Source organism: Rhizobium sp. CF080, from assembly GCF_000282095.2.
In the GTDB taxonomy this organism is placed as follows: Bacteria; Pseudomonadota; Alphaproteobacteria; order Rhizobiales; family Rhizobiaceae; genus Neorhizobium.
The window spans coordinates 398,574-414,146 of record NZ_AKKC02000009.1; the positions used below are offsets into that span (position 1 = coordinate 398,574).

17 protein-coding genes and 1 pseudogene are annotated in these 15,573 nt (G+C 62.7%); 10 read left to right on the plus strand and 8 right to left on the minus strand.

What is annotated here, in order from left to right:
- Nucleotides 1-2: 2 nt before the first annotated feature.
- On the minus strand, nucleotides 3-1,025 hold the full coding sequence (locus PMI07_RS22335) for an RluA family pseudouridine synthase (RefSeq protein WP_007774772.1): 1,023 nt from the start codon (nucleotides 1,023-1,025) through the stop codon (nucleotides 3-5).
- A gap of 46 nt (nucleotides 1,026-1,071) precedes the next feature.
- On the opposite strand from PMI07_RS22335, the gene PMI07_RS22340 reads away from it, so the two are divergent.
- Complete coding sequence (locus PMI07_RS22340; RefSeq protein ID WP_024164044.1) at nucleotides 1,072-1,458, plus strand: hypothetical protein; 387 nt, start codon at nucleotides 1,072-1,074, stop codon at nucleotides 1,456-1,458.
- Entirely contained in the window at nucleotides 1,458-2,279 is an 822-nt protein-coding gene (locus PMI07_RS22345) for an RNA methyltransferase (RefSeq protein WP_007769211.1), read from the plus strand. The genes PMI07_RS22340 and PMI07_RS22345 overlap by 1 nt, the downstream gene beginning before the upstream one ends.
- A gap of 4 nt (nucleotides 2,280-2,283) precedes the next feature.
- Here PMI07_RS22345 and PMI07_RS22350 read toward each other — a convergent pair whose 3' ends face one another.
- Together PMI07_RS22350 and PMI07_RS22355 are read right to left on the minus strand one after the other, a co-directional pair.
- On the minus strand, nucleotides 2,284-3,489 hold the full coding sequence (locus PMI07_RS22350; protein WP_024164045.1) for a hypothetical protein: 1,206 nt from the start codon (nucleotides 3,487-3,489) through the stop codon (nucleotides 2,284-2,286).
- 158 nt (nucleotides 3,490-3,647) lie between these two features.
- The gene (locus tag PMI07_RS22355; protein WP_110120859.1) at nucleotides 3,648-4,238 is read right to left on the minus strand and encodes an EipA family protein; all 591 of its coding nucleotides are present in this window, start codon (nucleotides 4,236-4,238) and stop codon (nucleotides 3,648-3,650) included.
- Between the two features lie 197 nt (nucleotides 4,239-4,435).
- On the opposite strand from PMI07_RS22355, the gene PMI07_RS22360 reads away from it, so the two are divergent.
- Complete coding sequence (locus tag PMI07_RS22360; RefSeq protein ID WP_007769457.1) at nucleotides 4,436-5,083, plus strand: histidine phosphotransferase family protein; 648 nt, start codon at nucleotides 4,436-4,438, stop codon at nucleotides 5,081-5,083.
- Between the two features lie 102 nt (nucleotides 5,084-5,185).
- The gene (locus tag PMI07_RS22365) at nucleotides 5,186-5,548 is read left to right on the plus strand and encodes a response regulator (RefSeq protein ID WP_007769463.1); all 363 of its coding nucleotides are present in this window, start codon (nucleotides 5,186-5,188) and stop codon (nucleotides 5,546-5,548) included.
- Between the two features lie 155 nt (nucleotides 5,549-5,703).
- On the opposite strand, the gene ctrA is transcribed toward PMI07_RS22365, so the two are convergent.
- Nucleotides 5,704-6,402 (minus strand): cell cycle two-component system response regulator CtrA, encoded by a 699-nt coding sequence (gene ctrA, locus PMI07_RS22370; protein WP_007769464.1) that lies wholly within the window; start codon nucleotides 6,400-6,402, stop codon nucleotides 5,704-5,706.
- A gap of 423 nt (nucleotides 6,403-6,825) precedes the next feature.
- Between ctrA and PMI07_RS22375 the strand changes: the two genes are divergently transcribed.
- The gene (locus PMI07_RS22375; RefSeq protein ID WP_007769465.1) at nucleotides 6,826-7,176 is read left to right on the plus strand and encodes a hypothetical protein; all 351 of its coding nucleotides are present in this window, start codon (nucleotides 6,826-6,828) and stop codon (nucleotides 7,174-7,176) included.
- Nucleotides 7,177-7,294: 118 nt separating this feature from the next.
- Here PMI07_RS22375 and PMI07_RS22380 read toward each other — a convergent pair whose 3' ends face one another.
- Entirely contained in the window at nucleotides 7,295-7,573 is a 279-nt protein-coding gene (locus tag PMI07_RS22380) for a GNAT family N-acetyltransferase (protein WP_007769466.1), read from the minus strand.
- 106 nt (nucleotides 7,574-7,679) lie between these two features.
- On the opposite strand from PMI07_RS22380, the gene PMI07_RS22385 reads away from it, so the two are divergent.
- Entirely contained in the window at nucleotides 7,680-8,132 is a 453-nt protein-coding gene (locus tag PMI07_RS22385; RefSeq protein WP_007769467.1) for a paraquat-inducible protein A, read from the plus strand.
- A gap of 89 nt (nucleotides 8,133-8,221) precedes the next feature.
- Here the strand turns inward: PMI07_RS22385 and PMI07_RS22390 are convergent, their stop codons facing one another.
- The 3 genes from PMI07_RS22390 to PMI07_RS22400 form a co-directional block, all read right to left on the minus strand.
- The gene (locus tag PMI07_RS22390; protein WP_007769470.1) at nucleotides 8,222-8,497 is read right to left on the minus strand and encodes a DUF1153 domain-containing protein; all 276 of its coding nucleotides are present in this window, start codon (nucleotides 8,495-8,497) and stop codon (nucleotides 8,222-8,224) included.
- A gap of 194 nt (nucleotides 8,498-8,691) precedes the next feature.
- On the minus strand, nucleotides 8,692-9,351 hold the full coding sequence (locus PMI07_RS22395) for a sugar transferase (RefSeq protein WP_245277219.1): 660 nt from the start codon (nucleotides 9,349-9,351) through the stop codon (nucleotides 8,692-8,694).
- A 207-nt stretch (nucleotides 9,352-9,558) separates the two neighbouring features.
- The gene (locus tag PMI07_RS22400) at nucleotides 9,559-10,590 is read right to left on the minus strand and encodes a DUF2793 domain-containing protein (protein WP_024164046.1); all 1,032 of its coding nucleotides are present in this window, start codon (nucleotides 10,588-10,590) and stop codon (nucleotides 9,559-9,561) included.
- 251 nt (nucleotides 10,591-10,841) lie between these two features.
- Between PMI07_RS22400 and PMI07_RS22405 the strand changes: the two genes are divergently transcribed.
- From PMI07_RS22405 to PMI07_RS22420, 4 genes and pseudogenes are all read left to right on the plus strand, one after another.
- Nucleotides 10,842-12,092, plus strand: coding sequence for a sarcosine oxidase subunit beta family protein (locus PMI07_RS22405; protein ID WP_007772769.1), 1,251 nt, complete (start codon nucleotides 10,842-10,844; stop codon nucleotides 12,090-12,092).
- A gap of 12 nt (nucleotides 12,093-12,104) precedes the next feature.
- A complete protein-coding gene (locus PMI07_RS22410) occupies nucleotides 12,105-12,386 on the plus strand; it encodes a sarcosine oxidase subunit delta (RefSeq protein ID WP_007772771.1) in 282 nt (93 codons plus the stop codon).
- Nucleotides 12,383-15,340 carry a sarcosine oxidase subunit alpha family protein gene (locus PMI07_RS22415; protein WP_024164047.1) on the plus strand — a complete coding sequence of 986 codons (2,958 nt, stop codon included), beginning with the start codon at nucleotides 12,383-12,385 and terminating at the stop codon, nucleotides 15,338-15,340. Before PMI07_RS22410 ends, PMI07_RS22415 begins: the two co-directional genes overlap by 4 nt.
- A 10-nt stretch (nucleotides 15,341-15,350) precedes the next feature.
- Nucleotides 15,351-15,573, plus strand: a pseudogene (locus PMI07_RS22420) (sarcosine oxidase subunit gamma); the annotation flags it as partial.

Sequence of the window (15,573 nt, forward strand, 5' to 3'; positions counted from 1 at the left end):
TTTCATGCCTTCAGCGCTTCGATCAGCTCCGCCATGTCCTCCGGCATCGGCGCTTCGAATTCCATCACCTCGCCGGTGCGGGGATGTTCGAAGGCGAGCAGGAAGGCGTGCAGCGCCTGGCGCGGAAAGCGGTTGACGACGCCCTTGGCGAAATCCGGCAGCAGGTTCGCCTTTGTCTTGAAGCCGGCGGAATAGTCCTGGTCGCCGATCAGCGGGTGGCCGATATGGGCCATGTGGACGCGGATCTGGTGGGTGCGGCCGGTTTCCAGCCGACATTCGATCAGCGCGGCAAGTGCCGTCGCATCCGGTTTCTCGTGGAAACGCTCGATCACCTGGTAATGGGTGATGGCCTCGCGGGCGTCGCTGCTGTCTTCCTTCTGCACGGCGCGCTTGGTACGGTCGCCGGCGCGGCCGAGCGGCGCGTCGATCGTGCCCTTGAGGCCCCGCGGACGGCCCCAGACGACCGCCTGATAGGCGCGCTCCAGAGGCCCCGAGCGGCCATGATCGGCGAACTGGTCGGCGAGGTGGCGGTGGGCGATATCGTTCTTGGCGGCGACCATGACGCCGCTGGTATCCTTGTCGAGGCGGTGGACGATGCCGGGGCGCTTGACGCCGCCGATACCCGAAAGGCTGGCGCCGCAGTGATAAATCAGCGCGTTGACCAGCGTGCCGGTCCAGTTGCCGGCGCCGGGATGGACAACGAGGCCAGCCGGCTTGGCGATGACGATCAGGTCGTCATCCTCGTAAAGCACTTCAAGCGGGATATCCTCGCCCTTCGGTTCCGGGTCCTCGGGCTCGGGAAGGTCGATCTCGACGGCGTCGCCGGCGGTGATCTTCTTCTTCGGCTCGGTGATGACCTTGCCATTCAGCCTGACGGCACCCTGTTCGATCAGCGCCTTGATGCGGTTTCGTGAAAACTCGCCGTCGAGAACGGATGTCAGCCAGGCATCCAGCCGCCCTTCGGCCTCTTCGGAGGCGGTGAGGACTTTCCTTGGGCGCTCGGCTTCTTTAAAGGGATCGTTCATTCAATCATTCCGATAGCATTCGACAAGAAACAAGGACGCCGCCCTCATGCCCCAACCCGAAATCGAGGAAAAGGAAGAGCCGCTTGATCCGGCAATGGAGAGAATCCGCCGGAAAATGGTGCTTCTGATACTCGTTTCGGGCGGGATCTTGTTCGTCTGCTTTATGGCGGTCCTTGGCGCCATTGTCTACAAGGTCGCGCAGCGGCCGGCCAAGCCGGAGGCGATCGCCTCGACGGGCGGCTTCTCGGTACCGGCCGGCCAGCCGCTTGCGGCAACCGCGGAACTGCCGCCCGGCTTTGTCGTGCAGGGCGTATCGCTCTCCGGCAGCCAGATCCTGTTCTACGGGCTGCTGACCGGCGACCAGAAGGTGTTGATCTACGATATCGCTGCCGGCCGCATCGTCGCCGATGTGACGGTGGCGATACCGCAATAATGGCGCCGGTCCGCATCGAGGACGCGGACGATCCGCGGATCGCCGAGTTCCGCTCGATCCGCGAGCGGGACCTCACCGGGCGGGAGGGGCGGTTCATCGCGGAAGGCACCGTGGTGCTCAGGATGCTCGCCACCGCGCATGGTTCGGGCGGTGATTTTGTAACCGAAAAGATCCTGCTGCTTGAAAACCGGGTTGCCGGGCTTTCGGACATCCTCGCCAGCTTTCCCGCGGATGTTCCGGTCTATGTCGCCTCGGCCGCGGTGCTTGATCAGATTGCCGGTTTCCACCTGCATCGCGGCGTGCTAGCGCTGGGGCGCCGGCGGCAGGAGAGGACGGCTTCGGAACTGGTCGCCACGCTGCCGGAAAAGGCGCTGGTGGTTGCCGCCTTCGGCATTGCCAATCACGACAATATAGGCTCGATCTTCCGCAATGCCGCAGCCTTCGGCGCCGATGCGGTACTGCTCGATGAGGGCTGCTGTGATCCGCTCTACCGCAAGGCGCTGCGCGTCTCGGTCGGAGCGGTGCTGTCGGTGCCCTATGCGCGACACGGCACGATGTCGGACATTCTGGCGGCGCTGATGGAGAGCGGTTTTGCCGTGTGGGGGCTCTCGCCGGCGGGTTCGGTGGAAATCCGCAACGTGCCGGCCTCCGATCGCATGGTGCTGATCACCGGAACGGAAGGCGAGGGGCTGCCGGCGCAGGTGCTAACCCGCATCCAGTCGGCGCGGATTGCCCAGGCACCGGGCCTCGACAGCCTCAATGCGGCAACGGCGACCGGCATCGCGCTCTACGAGATCGCCATGGCGCAGGGCAGGTTATAGAGGTTCAGCTGTTCGCGTCCCGGGCGGACGCGAGCGTCTTTTTCGACTTCGCGGCCAGGCTCTCCCGGTTGCCGTTTCCGGACTTGCCGGACAGGATCTTGTGGATCGGCGAGGCCGAACCTTCGGATGCCGCCGTTATGGCCACCATGCTGGCGGCGATCGAGGCGAGTTCCTGGCGGATCGCTTCGTCGTTGCCGCTGCCCTTCTGCAGGCGTTCGGAAAGCGCGGTTGCCCTGTTGCGGGCATCGTCGGCCATCTTGGCCACCACCGGATCGACGTCCTGCTGCCCGGCAATCCGGGCCTGCCTCGGAGGCGGCGCATGCGGAATTTCGCGCAGGTTGATGTCCTCCGGAGTGATCTTCTTCTTCGGCGTAGTTTTTACCACCGGGCGGACGAGAACCGAATCGCGAAGGGCGCGACTGGCATCCCGCGCCTCGGCATTGGCGCCTTTCAGTTTATCGCGCAGCCGGCCGATCTCGGCAAGACGGCGCTCCAGCGTTGTCTCCCTGTCGGCGCGGTCGGCGATTTCCCGCGCAAGCTTGTCCTCGAGCCGCTGGACGCGGTTTTCCTCCTGGGCGAGCCTTGTCTCAGCATCCTTGGCGCGGGCCGTCTGCAGCCGCACGTCGTTGCGCAGCGTGTCCCGTTCGTCGCGCAGGGCGGTGACCCGGAATTTCAGGTTCTCCACCTCGGTGTCGCGGGTGGAAAGGTCGATCCGGAAATTGTCGGCGTCGGCCATCATCAGAAGCTGGCGCTGCTGCAGGCTGTCGATTTCCAGCTCCTTGGCAGCGATGGTTTCCTCGGCGGTTTCGAGGGCTGCCTTCAACTGCTGGATATAGCTGTCTTCCTGGCGCAGGCGCGAGCGGGCGTCGGCGGCCTCGACATCCATGGTGTCGATCTGGGCGCGCAGGTCGGTGATTTCGGAGAGAAGCTGCCTGGCTTCCTCGGCAAGGCTGTCGCTCTTGATCTGCAGCGCAACGGCCTTGTCCCTTTCCTGGACGAGTTCCTGCTTGGTGCGGGCATTCTCTGCCGCATAAACGGCGCGCGCCATGTCCCGCTGGGCACGGACTTCCTGCGGGCTGATCGGCAGCGTCGCCTTGATGCGGTTTTCGGTATAGCGGACGATGCGATTGTGAACCGCCGGGGCAATCAGCATCACTGCAAGTGCGGCGCTCAGGAAACCCAAGCCGAACAGAAGAGCAAATTGGATCACGATGCGGCCGTTTCGCGGTCTGGATGGGAATGCGCAGGCTGTTTAAGCATGGTCGCATTCAACCGACAAGCGCTCTTCAGACAGAAGGCCGGATTACCGGCCGCTGCGGTGAAAAACATGAAATCCCCTCCGTTATCCGGGGAGGATAATGGCGAATTTCAGAAAGGGTTCCAGGTCGGCGACTGGGTGAGTTTCAGATAACCGACGTTGATGCCGAGGCGAGCGCCGAGGCCGGTGCGAATCGGCACCAGAATCACATTGTTGTTGCGCAGCACCGTCATGCCGACGCCGGCGACCACGAAGGCGGAGCCGGACACGCCGCCGAAGCGGGCATAAAGGCTGTTCACCGAGGGAAGGTCATAGACCAGCATCATCGCGCGGGTGCCCTGGCCGCCATAGTCGATGCCGAGCGAGGGGCCCTGCCAGAAAACCGGATGCTGGCCGGCATTCTTGGTGTAGAGTTCGCCCTCGCCATAGGTCAGGCCGGCGATGAAGGCGCCCGAACCTTCCTGGCCGAGGATATAGCCGTTCGGCAGGCCGTATTGCGCAAAGGCGTTTTCGACGACCTTGGCAAGCCCGCCGCTGGTGGAGCCGAAGAAGCCGTGGCCGGCGTCGACGATTTCCTGGGCAGAATATTGGTTGGAGCCCTGCTGGGCCGATGCCGGGCCTGCGAAGACCGCCACGGCTGCGATCACGGCAAACACCGTCGCTGCGAAACGGGCGAGGGCGGAAGGAGTGTGGATGCGCATTGTCAGATCCATGATTGTATCATCCAGGGGCACGCCTTTTGCATCATGCTTAAGGCTCATCCATTTTGGGGCCATCATCTTAATAATCGGTTTACCAAATATGGTGTCATTATGACCGGGAACATTGCTCCATCCCCGCGCAACCTTCAAATGGCAAGGCGGACAAGGGGGAAGCATTTCCCAAACAGGAGACCTACATGCCGAAGAATCCGAATCTTACCCTTGCCGGGCCAGATCTCGCGGCACTTCTGTGCAGCCGTGTCTGCCATGACGTGATCTCCCCCGTCGGCGCGATCAACAACGGCCTCGAACTCCTCGACGAAGGTGCTGCCGACAGCGACGCGCTCGACCTTATCCGCACTTCGGCCCTCAATGCCTCGGTACGCCTCAAGTTTGCGCGTCTCGCTTTCGGCGCCTCCGGTTCCGTCGGCGCGTCGATCGATACGGGCGAGGCCGAAAAGGCCGCCAAGGACTTCGCCATCGCCGAAAAGAAGACCGAGGTCACCTGGAACGGACCGCGGGCGATCATCGCCAAGAACCGGGTCAAGCTGCTCCTCAACCTCTTCCTCGTCGCCTATGCCGGCATTCCCCGCGGCGGCTCGGTCGACGTGACGCTGGAAAATCCGGAATACGACGCGAAGTTCATCCTCACCATCAAGGGACGGATGATGCGCGTGCCGGCCAAATTCGTCGAGATCGCCAGCGGTACGCTCGAAGAGCCGATCGATGCCCATTCGATCCAGCCCTATTACACGGTGCTGCTTGCGGAAGAGTCCGGCATGGAGCTGAGGCACGTGGTTTCGGAAGACAAGATCGTCTTCATCGCCGAAACCGTGGCTGCTTGAGACGATCTGCAGTTGATTCGCGCCCAAGGGTAACCATTCATTAGTGCCATCCTCCTTATGATCAAGGCTCGGAACGAGAGCGGGTCAGGTCAGGGGAATAGGATGCAGCGTTTGATGATTGCCGATGGATCGGACATTGTGCGAACGGTCGGCAAGCGCATCCTGTCGGAACTGGGCTTCCTCGTCGTCGAGGCCGGCACGGCGCGAGAGGCGGTGACGCGCTGCAATGCCGAGCTTCCCAATTTCCTGATCGTCGACGCGGGGCTGGAAGGCGCGCTCGACCTCATCGGCACCATCCGGGCGATGCCGAACGGCAAGAACATCCGTATCTTCTATTGCGTCATCGAGGCCGACCTGAAGAAGATGATGGCCGGCAAGCGCGCCGGTGCGGACGACTTCCTGCTGAAGCCCTTTGATCGCAAGATCCTGACGTCCGTCTTCTCGGCGCTGGCGCAGGCCGCCTGATTCTCACACAGCGACATCCACTCGCCCAGCGGTGGCCCGCCCGGCGGCCGCTTTTCCGTTTTCGTCACGTTTCGTTTCGGGTCCGCAGGCGGCTCAAAACAAAACGTCCGCCGGGCAGACCAGGCGGACGTTTCGAAAGGGGACTATCAGGCAGCTCAGGCGGTTTCGGCGTATTCCGCCTCCGGTTCGCGCAGCACGTAGCCACGGCCCCAGACTGTTTCGATGTAGTTGGCGCCGCCGGCAGCATTGGCGAGCTTCTTGCGCAGCTTGCAGATGAAGACGTCGATGATCTTCAGTTCCGGCTCGTCCATGCCACCGTAGAGGTGGTTCAGGAACATTTCCTTGGTGAGCGTGGTACCCTTGCGGAGCGAGAGGAGCTCCAGCATCTGGTATTCCTTGCCCGTCAGGTGAACGCGCTGGCCGCCGACTTCGACGGTTTTGGCGTCGAGGTTAACGATCAGTTCGCCGGTAACGATGATCGACTGTGCATGACCCTTGGAACGGCGGACGATCGCGTGGATGCGAGCGACCAGTTCATCCTTGTGGAAGGGCTTGGTCATGTAGTCGTCGGCGCCGAAGCCGAGACCACGGACCTTGTCCTCGATGCCGGCCATGCCGGACAGGATGAGGATCGGTGTTTTGACCTTCGAAAGCCTCAGAGTGCGAAGCACTTCGTAGCCCGACATGTCGGGCAGGTTAAGGTCGAGGAGAATGATATCATAGTCGTAGAGCTTGCCGAGATCGACGCCTTCCTCTCCGAGGTCGGTCGTATAAACGTTAAAGCTCTCCGATTTCAGCATTAGCTCGATGCTCTGGGCAGTCGCGCTGTCATCTTCGATGAGTAGAACCCGCATATTTTTCCCCTTTACCGCCGCGTAAGGTCTCGTTGCCCCCTTACTCGATACGGATCCAGACTGAGCCTGATTTGGAAGCTGCCACTAAATGGTTAACAAATTATGATTTAACCTGGCAAGGTTCATCATTTCGTTAAGCAAAATTAGTAGCAACCTGATTTCCCTTGAGGATTGGTCATCACCAGGTTTGAATCAGCGGCTGAGGAAATTCCGCTAAGTGATTCATTCGACTCATACATTGTCGCGGCCAATTTAGGCCCTGGCATTTACCGACCCTTAAACGATCCGGTTTATCATTAATGATGCCCGTAAACGAAAGGTTAACGCGAAGCCCAATTTATTAACGTCGCGAAAATTTTTTGATCCGGAGTGTACCAATCCGGATACACGGGCCTGGGTCTCGCTATCCACGGAGTATTGCGTATGAAGTCGCGTGACAGCCTGGTTCGCCTGAAAAGTTTTCAGGTCACCGAAAAGCGTCGTCAACTGCAGCAATTGCAGATGATGATGGCCGAATTCGAGAGAATGTCCAAAGAACTCGAGCATCAGATCACTCTGGAAGAGAAGAAATCCGGGATTACCGACCGGAATCACTTCGCTTATCCGACCTTCGCAAAGGCAGCCCGCCAGCGCGCGGACAATCTTCAGGTCTCGATTCGCGAGCTGAAGGTCCAGGAAGAAAGTGCCGAACTGGCGCTTGAGGAAGCAGAAGCCGAATTTGCCAAGGCTTCGGCGCTCGAAGAGCGCGATGGCGGAATGCGCGCCCGGGCTTAGCAAAGTCGGGCGGCATCAACGACGGAAATGTCATAATCTGGGGCGGTGCCGCGGTGCCGGGCCCCATTTCCGTTTTTAATTTTCGTTAATCCCTGTGATTCGGGGTCCGGCCTCTGCGTTAACGAAGAATATCCTGCCACTCGGGGTGGCGTTCCACCTGGGCCTTGAAGAACGGGCAGAGCGGAATGATCTTCCAGCCGCCCTTGCGGGCTTCTTCGACCGCATGCAATGCGAGAGCCTGGCCGACCCCCTTGCCACGGAGCTCGTCGGGAACGCCGGTATGATCGACGATGACAAGTTCCGGCGATGCGCGCGAATAGGTCATTTCGGCAAAATGACCTTCGACCTCGGCCAGATAACGGCCGCCCGATCGCGATTCTTCGTGGGTGATATTCATGATGACCCCGCTTTTGTGCTTCCGTCGATGATGTAATACGGGAAGGGCCGAAGGGAAATAGCCGCTCGGCCGACCCAAGCGTGACACATCGTCAACGGAGAAAGCGATGAACTGGCTACGGCCACTTCTTCTGGTGCTGGCTGCAATCTTCCTGGCGCTCGGGCTGTTCCTGCCGATCATCCGATTCGAGCGACTCTATTTCTTCAGCGAGACGCCGTCTCTGCTGGAACTCGTCGCGGCGCTTTTCCGGGAGGGGGATGTGGCGCTGTCGCTGGTGGTCGGCCTGTTTTCGATCGTCTTTCCGATCGTCAAGCTCGCCGGGCTGGCGGTGCAGCTCTCCGGCCGGACAGCGGAGGCCGGACTTTTCCGCCGTGCGATGCCGCATCTTTCGAAATGGTCGATGATGGACGTGATGCTGGTGGCGATCGTCGTCTTTGCGGCAAAGAGCAGCGGCCTGGCTGTTGCGGTCTCACAGCCCGGCCTCTGGTTCTACGCCGCCTCGGCCATCATCGCCGGGCTGCTGCCGTCACTGTCCCGGATCGGATCGGGGCAGAATTGACCGATTCCTAGAAACCGAAAGGTGCCGTTGCGTTCGTGGCAGCGGCACCTTTTGTTTTCCGGTGCGGGTCCGAGCCCGCGAATTCGGCGTCAGTGACGATATTGCTGAATGCGCGTGGTGCGCAGGCCGGCGAGGCCATGGTCGTTGATGGAGGACTGCCAGGACAGGAATTCCTCGACGGTGAGCGTGTAACGCTCGCAGGCTTCTTCCAAGCTCAACAGGCCGCCGCGAACCGCGGCTACCACCTCTGCCTTTCGCCGGATGACCCAGCGGCGCGTATTGGCCGGGGGAAGATCGGCGATCGTCAAGGGGCTGCCATCGGGGCCGATGACATATTTTACTCGGGGACGTATCAATTCGGTCATTGAACTCTCTACACAACGCAAGACCACGTCGGTGAGCCTAGCCGCCCAGTTTTAATATTTGACTAAATAGGCCGCAGCATTTGTTCCGACTGTGGCAACAATCGCATTGCGTGTCCCAAGGCAGGACGAAAAAGGCTGTTTGGCCTGGAAAATACGGCGTTTCGGTGCGTCAGGCTGCCTGCGAAAAAGCGAGATCAGAAGCCTTCGCCGCCGCGGAATTCGGCAAGCAGCGTGCCGAACATGATGCGCAGGTCGAGGAAAATGGAGAAATTGTCGATGTAATGGAGGTCGCAGGCGATGCGGGCGCGCGCCTTGCCGGCGCGATCCGTCGGCCCGCGCAGGCCGCGCATCTGTGCCAGCCCGGTCATGCCCGGCCGCATCGAATGGCGGCGATGATAGTCGGGAACCAGGTCCTCATAGGGGATGCCGGCTGCCAGCATGTCTATCGCGTGGCACCGCGGGCCGACCAGCGACATGTCGCCTTTCAGAACGTTCAGCAACTGCGGCAGTTCGTCGACATTGGCCTTGCGGATGAGGGCGCCGACGCGGGTGACGCGTGGGTCGTTGCGCACGGTCTGCGCGATCCCTCGTTGATCACCGAGATCGGTGCGCATCGAGCGGAACTTGTAGACCCGGAACCTGCGGCCGTCCTTGCCCCAGCGCATCTGGGTGAAGAGGATCGATCCCTCACTGTCGAGGCGGATTGCGAGCGCGACTGCCAGCATCACGGGCAGGAGCATGATCAGCGCCGAAAGCGAGACGCCGATGTCGATCGCCCGCTTGGCGGCGAGCTGCATTCGGAGGCTGCCGCTGGATCCGAGGCCGGATTTAACGGATGAGGCCGATTGTCGGATGCGGGCTGGCGGCGGCGCGATATGCCGCCCGCCGCGCGACCTGTCGGCGGTGTCGTCATGCAGATCAGGAACACTCAAAACCAGCCACCCGTACTCGACGCCCGAAGCCCTAGAGGCAGCGGTGGTCCGTAATAGAACACCTCCATCACGGAGTCATCCGTCAATTTAACGGGTTGTTAAGCATGAATAGATGTTTCCGCCGCGCCTTCATGACAGCATTGCCAAAGAGAGTTCCGTCTTTCCGGCGCCCAGTTCCAGTTGTGCCGTTCCCGCATGACCGAGCGTCAGGTAGTCCCCGGCGGAAAAGGAATAAATTCCCGTCGCGGATTGTATCTGTGCTCCACCGGCGATGCCGTTCATCAGAATAAGCGTCTGCGTTGCATTGAGCATCAGGCTGGTCGCATGGCCGGACGACGACAGGACCGAGACATTGAGGGCGACGAGATAGAGGCCGGTCGCCGGGGCCACGACCCGGTTGCCGCCGCCGGCGACCGCGGCGCCTAGAGAAAAACCGCCGTGGGCGAGGGCGAGCGTGGTGAAACCGCTCTGCTGGCCGGCCGTTGGGGTGAAGCTCGTACCGCTGCGAAAGGCACGGGCAGCCGGCTGGTTCGGTTGCGAGACATGGCCGGCGGCCGAGATCGACAGCCCCGTTCTCCAGGTCGTCCCGTCGCTGACCTTGACGGAAAACTCGGTATTGCCGGCAAGGCCCATTTCCGCATAGCCCGTCCAGTTTGACTGGAAGAGCAGCGAGGCCGTGTCGGCGGAGGCGGCCTTGTTGACCTTGATCTGGTGGCCGTTGCCCGCGTGGCTGAACAGGCTTGCCGGCGAGGCAAGCGCCAGCCGGTTGGTGCTGTCGGGCGTCGCATTGATGCCGAGTTCGTCGACGCGGCCGGTGGCGGGCAGGGGAATGTCCTGCCAGAGCGTGCCGGAAAACACTTTCAGCTTTTCGACAGCGAGGAACCAGGCGCGCCAGCCTATACGCGGTTCTGCGAATGCCCAGTAGCCGTCCTGCCACGAGGCGATACGTCCCGTCTTGCCGGTCCAGGCGCCGGTGGGCGCGGTCGCGACCAGGTAGCAAGCACCCTCCGCGGGGGCGCCGGGCGGGGTTGCGAGTTCCGCGACGACGGTCAGATGCACCAGCGTATCGAGCCGCAGCAGCGCCTCGTTGTGGGTCACGTGTTTCTGCGCCTGCGAGGGCAGGATGAAAGGCATGTTCAGGTTTACGGTCGTGTCAGCCATGGTTCTCTCCGTTCGGTTGCCACCAAGTCTAAGGCAGGTGGCGAAGGCGGGGAGAGCGGAGCGGCCAAGCCTTTGAAAAGGCTGGGGCGGCACTCCAGAAACATGCTCACCTTCAAGGGCGGCGTGACCGGAAAGCAACGGCGGCGGACAGGGTGGGCGTTTCGTCGCATCCGGGCTCTTCAGTGTCCTGATTGCGCTTGTCCTTTCTCTCGCATATGCGAATGTGAGCGCGGCGAGAGACAGGGAAAAGCATGCGTTATTCGGCCTATTCGATCTTCAAGGAAGCGCTGTCCGGCAACCGGATGTGGAAGCCCGCCTGGCGCGAACCGCAGCCGAAGCCGCATTATGACGTGATCATCGTCGGTGGCGGCGGGCACGGGCTGGCAACGGCCTATTACCTCGCCAAGGAATTCGGCATCACCAATGTCGCGGTGCTCGAAAAAGGCTATCTCGGCTCCGGCAATGTCGGGCGCAACACGACGATCATCCGTTCCAACTACCTGCTCGAAGGCAACAACCCGTTCTACGAATTTTCGCTGAAGCTCTGGGAAGGGCTGGAGCGGGATTTCAACTACAACGCCATGGTCTCGCAGCGCGGCATGCTCAACCTCTTCCATTCCGACGGCCAGCGGGATCACTACGCGCGAAAGGGCAACGGCATGCGCCTGCATGGCGTCGATGCCGAACTGCTCGACCGCGAGCAGGTGCGCCGGAAAGCGCCCTATCTCAATTTCGACCACGCCCGTTTCCCGATCATGGGCGCGCTCTACCAGAAGCGGGCCGGGACTGTGCGGCATGACGCGGTCGCCTGGGGTTACGGCCGCGGTGCCGATGCCCACGGCGTCGACCTGATCCAGCATTGCGAGGTGACCGGCATCCGCCGCGAGAACGGCCTTGTCGTCGGGGTCGAGACGACCAGGGGCTTCATCGGCTGCAACAAGCTGGCGCTTGCGGCGGCCGGCAATACGACCACCGTCGGGCGGATGGCCGATCTCGAACTGCCGATCGAGACGCATGTGCTGCAGGCCTTCGTCTCGGAAGGATTGAAGCCCGTCGTCGACCACGTGATCACCTATGGCGCCGGCCATTTCTACATATCGCAGTCGGACAAGGGCGGGCTGGTGTTCGGCGCCGAGATCGACTTCTATTCGTCCTATGCGCAGCGCGGCAACCTGCAGACCGTCGAGCACACGATGGAGGAGGGGGTGTCGCTGATCCCCGGCCTGTCGCGCGCGAAAGTGCTCAGGAGCTGGGGCGGGGTGATGGACATGTCGATGGACGGATCGCCGATCATCGACCGCACGCCGATCGACAATCTCTATCTCAACTGCGGCTGGTGTTACGGCGGCTTCAAGGCGACGCCTGCCTCCGGCTTCTGTTTCGCCCACCTGATCGCCAAAAACGAGACGCATCACGTCTCGCGCTTCATGCGGCTCGACCGGTTCGAGCGCGGCTACACGATCGACGAAGCGGGCCGCGGCCCTCAGCCGAACCTCCACTGAGCAAGATCCCCCATGGCAAGCCTGATCACCTGTCCGCATTGCGGCACCAGACCCAAGGAAGAGTTTTCGATCCGCGGCGCCGCCGCGCCGAAACGCCCTTCGCCGACGGCCAAGGACGAGACCTGGCACGCTTATGTCTATGTCCGCGACAATCCGAAGGGGCGGTACAAAGAGTACTGGCACCACGTCGCCGGCTGCCGCCGCTTTCTGGTGGTTGAGCGCGACAACCTCACCCATGAGGTCTTCGGCGTGACCGACGCTTCGGAATTCAAGCGGGCGGGAGCTGCCGAATGACCTCCTATCGTCTCGGATCGGGCGGCGCGATCGATCGCGGCCAGTCGCTCAACTTCACCCTTGATGGCCGGACCTACAAGGGTTTCGAGGGCGATACGCTCGCCTCGGCGCTGCTTGCCAACGACCAGATGCTGATGGCCCGCAGCTTCAAATATCATCGTCCGCGCGGGGTGCTGACGGCCGGGTCCGCCGAGCCCAATGCGCTGATGACGATCGGGTCCGGGGCGCGCGCCGAGCCGAATGCCCGGGCGACGGTGGTCGAGCTCTACAATGGCCTCGCTGCGGCTAGCCAAAACCGCTGGCCGTCGCTGAAGCACGATTTCGGCGCGGTGAACGATCTCTTCTCGCCGTTCCTCGGCGCCGGGTTCTACTACAAGACCTTCATGTGGCCGGGCGTACTCTGGGAGAAGCTCTACGAGCCGCTGATCCGCCGCGCCGCCGGGCTCGGCAAGGTCACCATGCAGGCCGATCCGGACCGCTACGAAAAGTCCTGGGCGCATTGCGACCTGCTGGTGATCGGCGCAGGCCCGACCGGCCTGATGGCGGCGCTTGCGGCCGGCCGGGCCGGGATCCGGGTCATTCTGGCCGACGAGGGGTTCAGGTTCGGCGGTTCGCTGCTGTCGGAAAGCGCTGCGGTCGGCGGCCAGCCGGCTGCGGAATTCGCGGCTGAGGTCGTCGAGGAACTGGCGACGTTGCCGAATGTCACTCTGATGCCGCGCACGACCGTGTTCGGTTGGTATGACGACATGGTGTTCGGTGCGGTCGAGCGGGTGCAGAAACATGTGGCCTCGCCATCGTCGGACCTGCCGATGGAGCGGCTGTGGCGGGTCGTTGCCAAGCGCGCGATCCTCGCCACCGGGGCGGAGGAGCGGCCGCTCGTCTTCGGCGGCAACGACAAGCCGGGCGTGATGACGGCGGGGGCCGCGCGCACCTATCTCAACCGCTACGGCGTCGCTGTCGGCGGCAAGGTCGCGGTCTTCACCAATGGCGGCTCCGGGTATCGCACCGCGGCCGATCTCCTCGCGCAGGGCGTCGATGTCACCGCGATCATCGATGCGCGGCCGCAATCGGCCGATCCGGTGCCGGACGGCATCCGCATCATCCGCAACGGCTCGGTGATCGCCACCAAAGGGCGCCACCGCATCGAGGGGCTGATCGCCGAGCGTTCAGGCTTCGAGGAAGTGATCGGATGCGATGCGCTTGCCGTGTCCGGCGGCTGGTCGCCGATCGTGCATCTTATGTGCCAGCGCGGCGCCAAGCCCGTGTGGTCGGACGGGAAACAGGCATTCCTGGCGCCCGACGTCGGCGGCGCTTTCGTGGCGGCCGGTTCGGCTGCCGGCCAGGCGTCGCTCGGGGATTGCCTGAAGGACGGTTCGGCCAAGGCGCATGCGGCGCTCGATGCGCTGGGCAGGCTGGTGAGGTCCCTCGAAACACCCGAGGTCGAGGGCGAATACGACCCGTCCTTCGCCCCGCTCTGGTATGTGCCGGGCGCCCGGGACAAGGCTTTCGTCGATTTCCAGAACGACGTGCATGTCGGCGACCTCGGCCTCGCTCAGCGCGAGGGTTTTCGCCATATCGAGCACACCAAGCGTTATACGACCGCCGGCATGGCGACCGACCAGGGCAAGCTCGGCAATGTCAACACGGCCGGCATCGTCGCCGGCATGCGCGGGGTATCGCCCGCCGAGATCGGCACCACGACCTTCCGGCCGTTCTACACACCGGTCTCTTTCGGCGCTCTCGCCGGCACGGCGCGGGCCGAACATGCCGCTCCGGTGCGTACCTCGCCGCTGCATAGCTGGGCGCGGAAGAACGGCGCGACCTTTGTCGAATCCGGCCTCTGGTACCGTTCCGCCTGGTTCCCCCGGGAGGGCGAAAAGACCTGGCGTGAGAGCGTCGATCGCGAGGTGCTCAACGTTCGCGCCAATGCGGGGCTCTGCGATGTCTCCACCCTCGGCAAGATCGAGATCTTCGGGCGAGGTGCTGCGGAGTTCCTCGACCGTATCTATTCGAACAGCTTTCTGAAACTGCCGGTCGGAAGTGCGCGTTACGGGCTGATGCTGCGCGAGGACGGTATCGTCTTCGACGACGGCACCGCGAGCCGGCTTTCCGAGACCCACTATGTGATGACCACGACGACGGCCTTTGCCGCCGAAGTCCTCGCTCATCTCGAGTTTTCGGCCCAGACCTTCTGGCCGGAGCTCGACGTGCGGTTCGTCTCGTCGACGGATCAGTGGGCGCAGATGTCGCTTGCCGGGCCGAAGGCGCGAATCATCATGAGCCGGGTCGTGCAGGACGATATTTCCGACGCGGCCTTTCCGTTCCTCGCCGCCAGGGAGGTCACGCTACGCGGCGGGCTGAAGGCGCGGCTCTTCCGCATCTCCTTCTCGGGCGAGCTCGCCTACGAGCTCGCGGTGCCCGCCGGTTACGGCGAGGCGGTTGCCGACGCGATCATGGATGCGGGCCATGAAGAGGGGATCTGCGCCTATGGCGTCGAGGCTCTAAACGTGCTGCGCGTCGAAAAGGGGCATGTCACCCACAACGAGCTCGACGGCCGCACCACGGCGGACGATGTCGGGCTTGGCCGGATGATGGCGATGCAGAAGCCGGATTTCATCGGCAAGCGTCTCTCGACTCGATTCGGCCTGACGGCCGCAGACCGGCTGCAGCTCGTAGGCCTCAAACCGATCGAGGCCGACAAGGAGATCAAGGCCGGCGCGCATCTGCTGAAGGACGGCGCCAAACCGTCGCTCGCCAACGACCAGGGTTTCGTCTCCTCGGCCTGTTTCTCGCCGACATCGGGGCATTTCATCGCGCTCGCCATGCTGAAATCCGGCCGTGAACGGCTCGGCGAACGGATCATGGTCTGGGACGGGTTGCGCGGCTCGGACGTGCTTTGCGAAGTCTGCCCGTCGGTCTTCGTCGATCCCGAAAACAGCAAACTGCATCTCTGAGGGCAGCTTAATGTCGATCAACCTTCTCCACCGGCATGTCCTCGAGGATCATATTTCCGGCTTCGAGACGGATCCCAATCCGAACCACCTCTTAGTCATGCGCCGGCCGGTGATCTTCTCGGTTCTCGCCCGTGCCGGCCGCGAGGCCGAGGTCGCCGAGGCCTTGTGGAATGCCGAGGATGTCGCGCCGCGCTTCTGCAGCCCGTCCGAATGGCTCGCGGTATCGCAGACGG

Coding starts and splice junctions, on each gene's coding strand:
- PMI07_RS22335 (WP_007774772.1), bottom strand. CDS start 1,025: ATGAACGATCCCTTTAAAGAAGCCGAGCGCCCAAGGAAAGTCCTCACC.
- PMI07_RS22380 (WP_007769466.1), bottom strand. CDS start 7,573: ATGAATATCACCCACGAAGAATCGCGATCGGGCGGCCGTTATCTGGCC.
- PMI07_RS22375 (WP_007769465.1), top strand. CDS start 6,826: ATGAAGTCGCGTGACAGCCTGGTTCGCCTGAAAAGTTTTCAGGTCACC.
- PMI07_RS22400 (WP_024164046.1), bottom strand. CDS start 10,590: ATGGCTGACACGACCGTAAACCTGAACATGCCTTTCATCCTGCCCTCG.
- PMI07_RS22405 (WP_007772769.1), top strand. CDS start 10,842: ATGCGTTATTCGGCCTATTCGATCTTCAAGGAAGCGCTGTCCGGCAAC.
- PMI07_RS22410 (WP_007772771.1), top strand. CDS start 12,105: ATGGCAAGCCTGATCACCTGTCCGCATTGCGGCACCAGACCCAAGGAA.
- PMI07_RS22360 (WP_007769457.1), top strand. CDS start 4,436: ATGCCGAAGAATCCGAATCTTACCCTTGCCGGGCCAGATCTCGCGGCA.
- PMI07_RS22340 (WP_024164044.1), top strand. CDS start 1,072: ATGCCCCAACCCGAAATCGAGGAAAAGGAAGAGCCGCTTGATCCGGCA.
- PMI07_RS22390 (WP_007769470.1), bottom strand. CDS start 8,497: ATGACCGAATTGATACGTCCCCGAGTAAAATATGTCATCGGCCCCGAT.
- PMI07_RS22365 (WP_007769463.1), top strand. CDS start 5,186: ATGCAGCGTTTGATGATTGCCGATGGATCGGACATTGTGCGAACGGTC.
- PMI07_RS22345 (WP_007769211.1), top strand. CDS start 1,458: ATGGCGCCGGTCCGCATCGAGGACGCGGACGATCCGCGGATCGCCGAG.
- ctrA (WP_007769464.1), bottom strand. CDS start 6,402: ATGCGGGTTCTACTCATCGAAGATGACAGCGCGACTGCCCAGAGCATC.
- PMI07_RS22355 (WP_110120859.1), bottom strand. CDS start 4,238: ATGCGCATCCACACTCCTTCCGCCCTCGCCCGTTTCGCAGCGACGGTG.
- PMI07_RS22415 (WP_024164047.1), top strand. CDS start 12,383: ATGACCTCCTATCGTCTCGGATCGGGCGGCGCGATCGATCGCGGCCAG.
- PMI07_RS22385 (WP_007769467.1), top strand. CDS start 7,680: ATGAACTGGCTACGGCCACTTCTTCTGGTGCTGGCTGCAATCTTCCTG.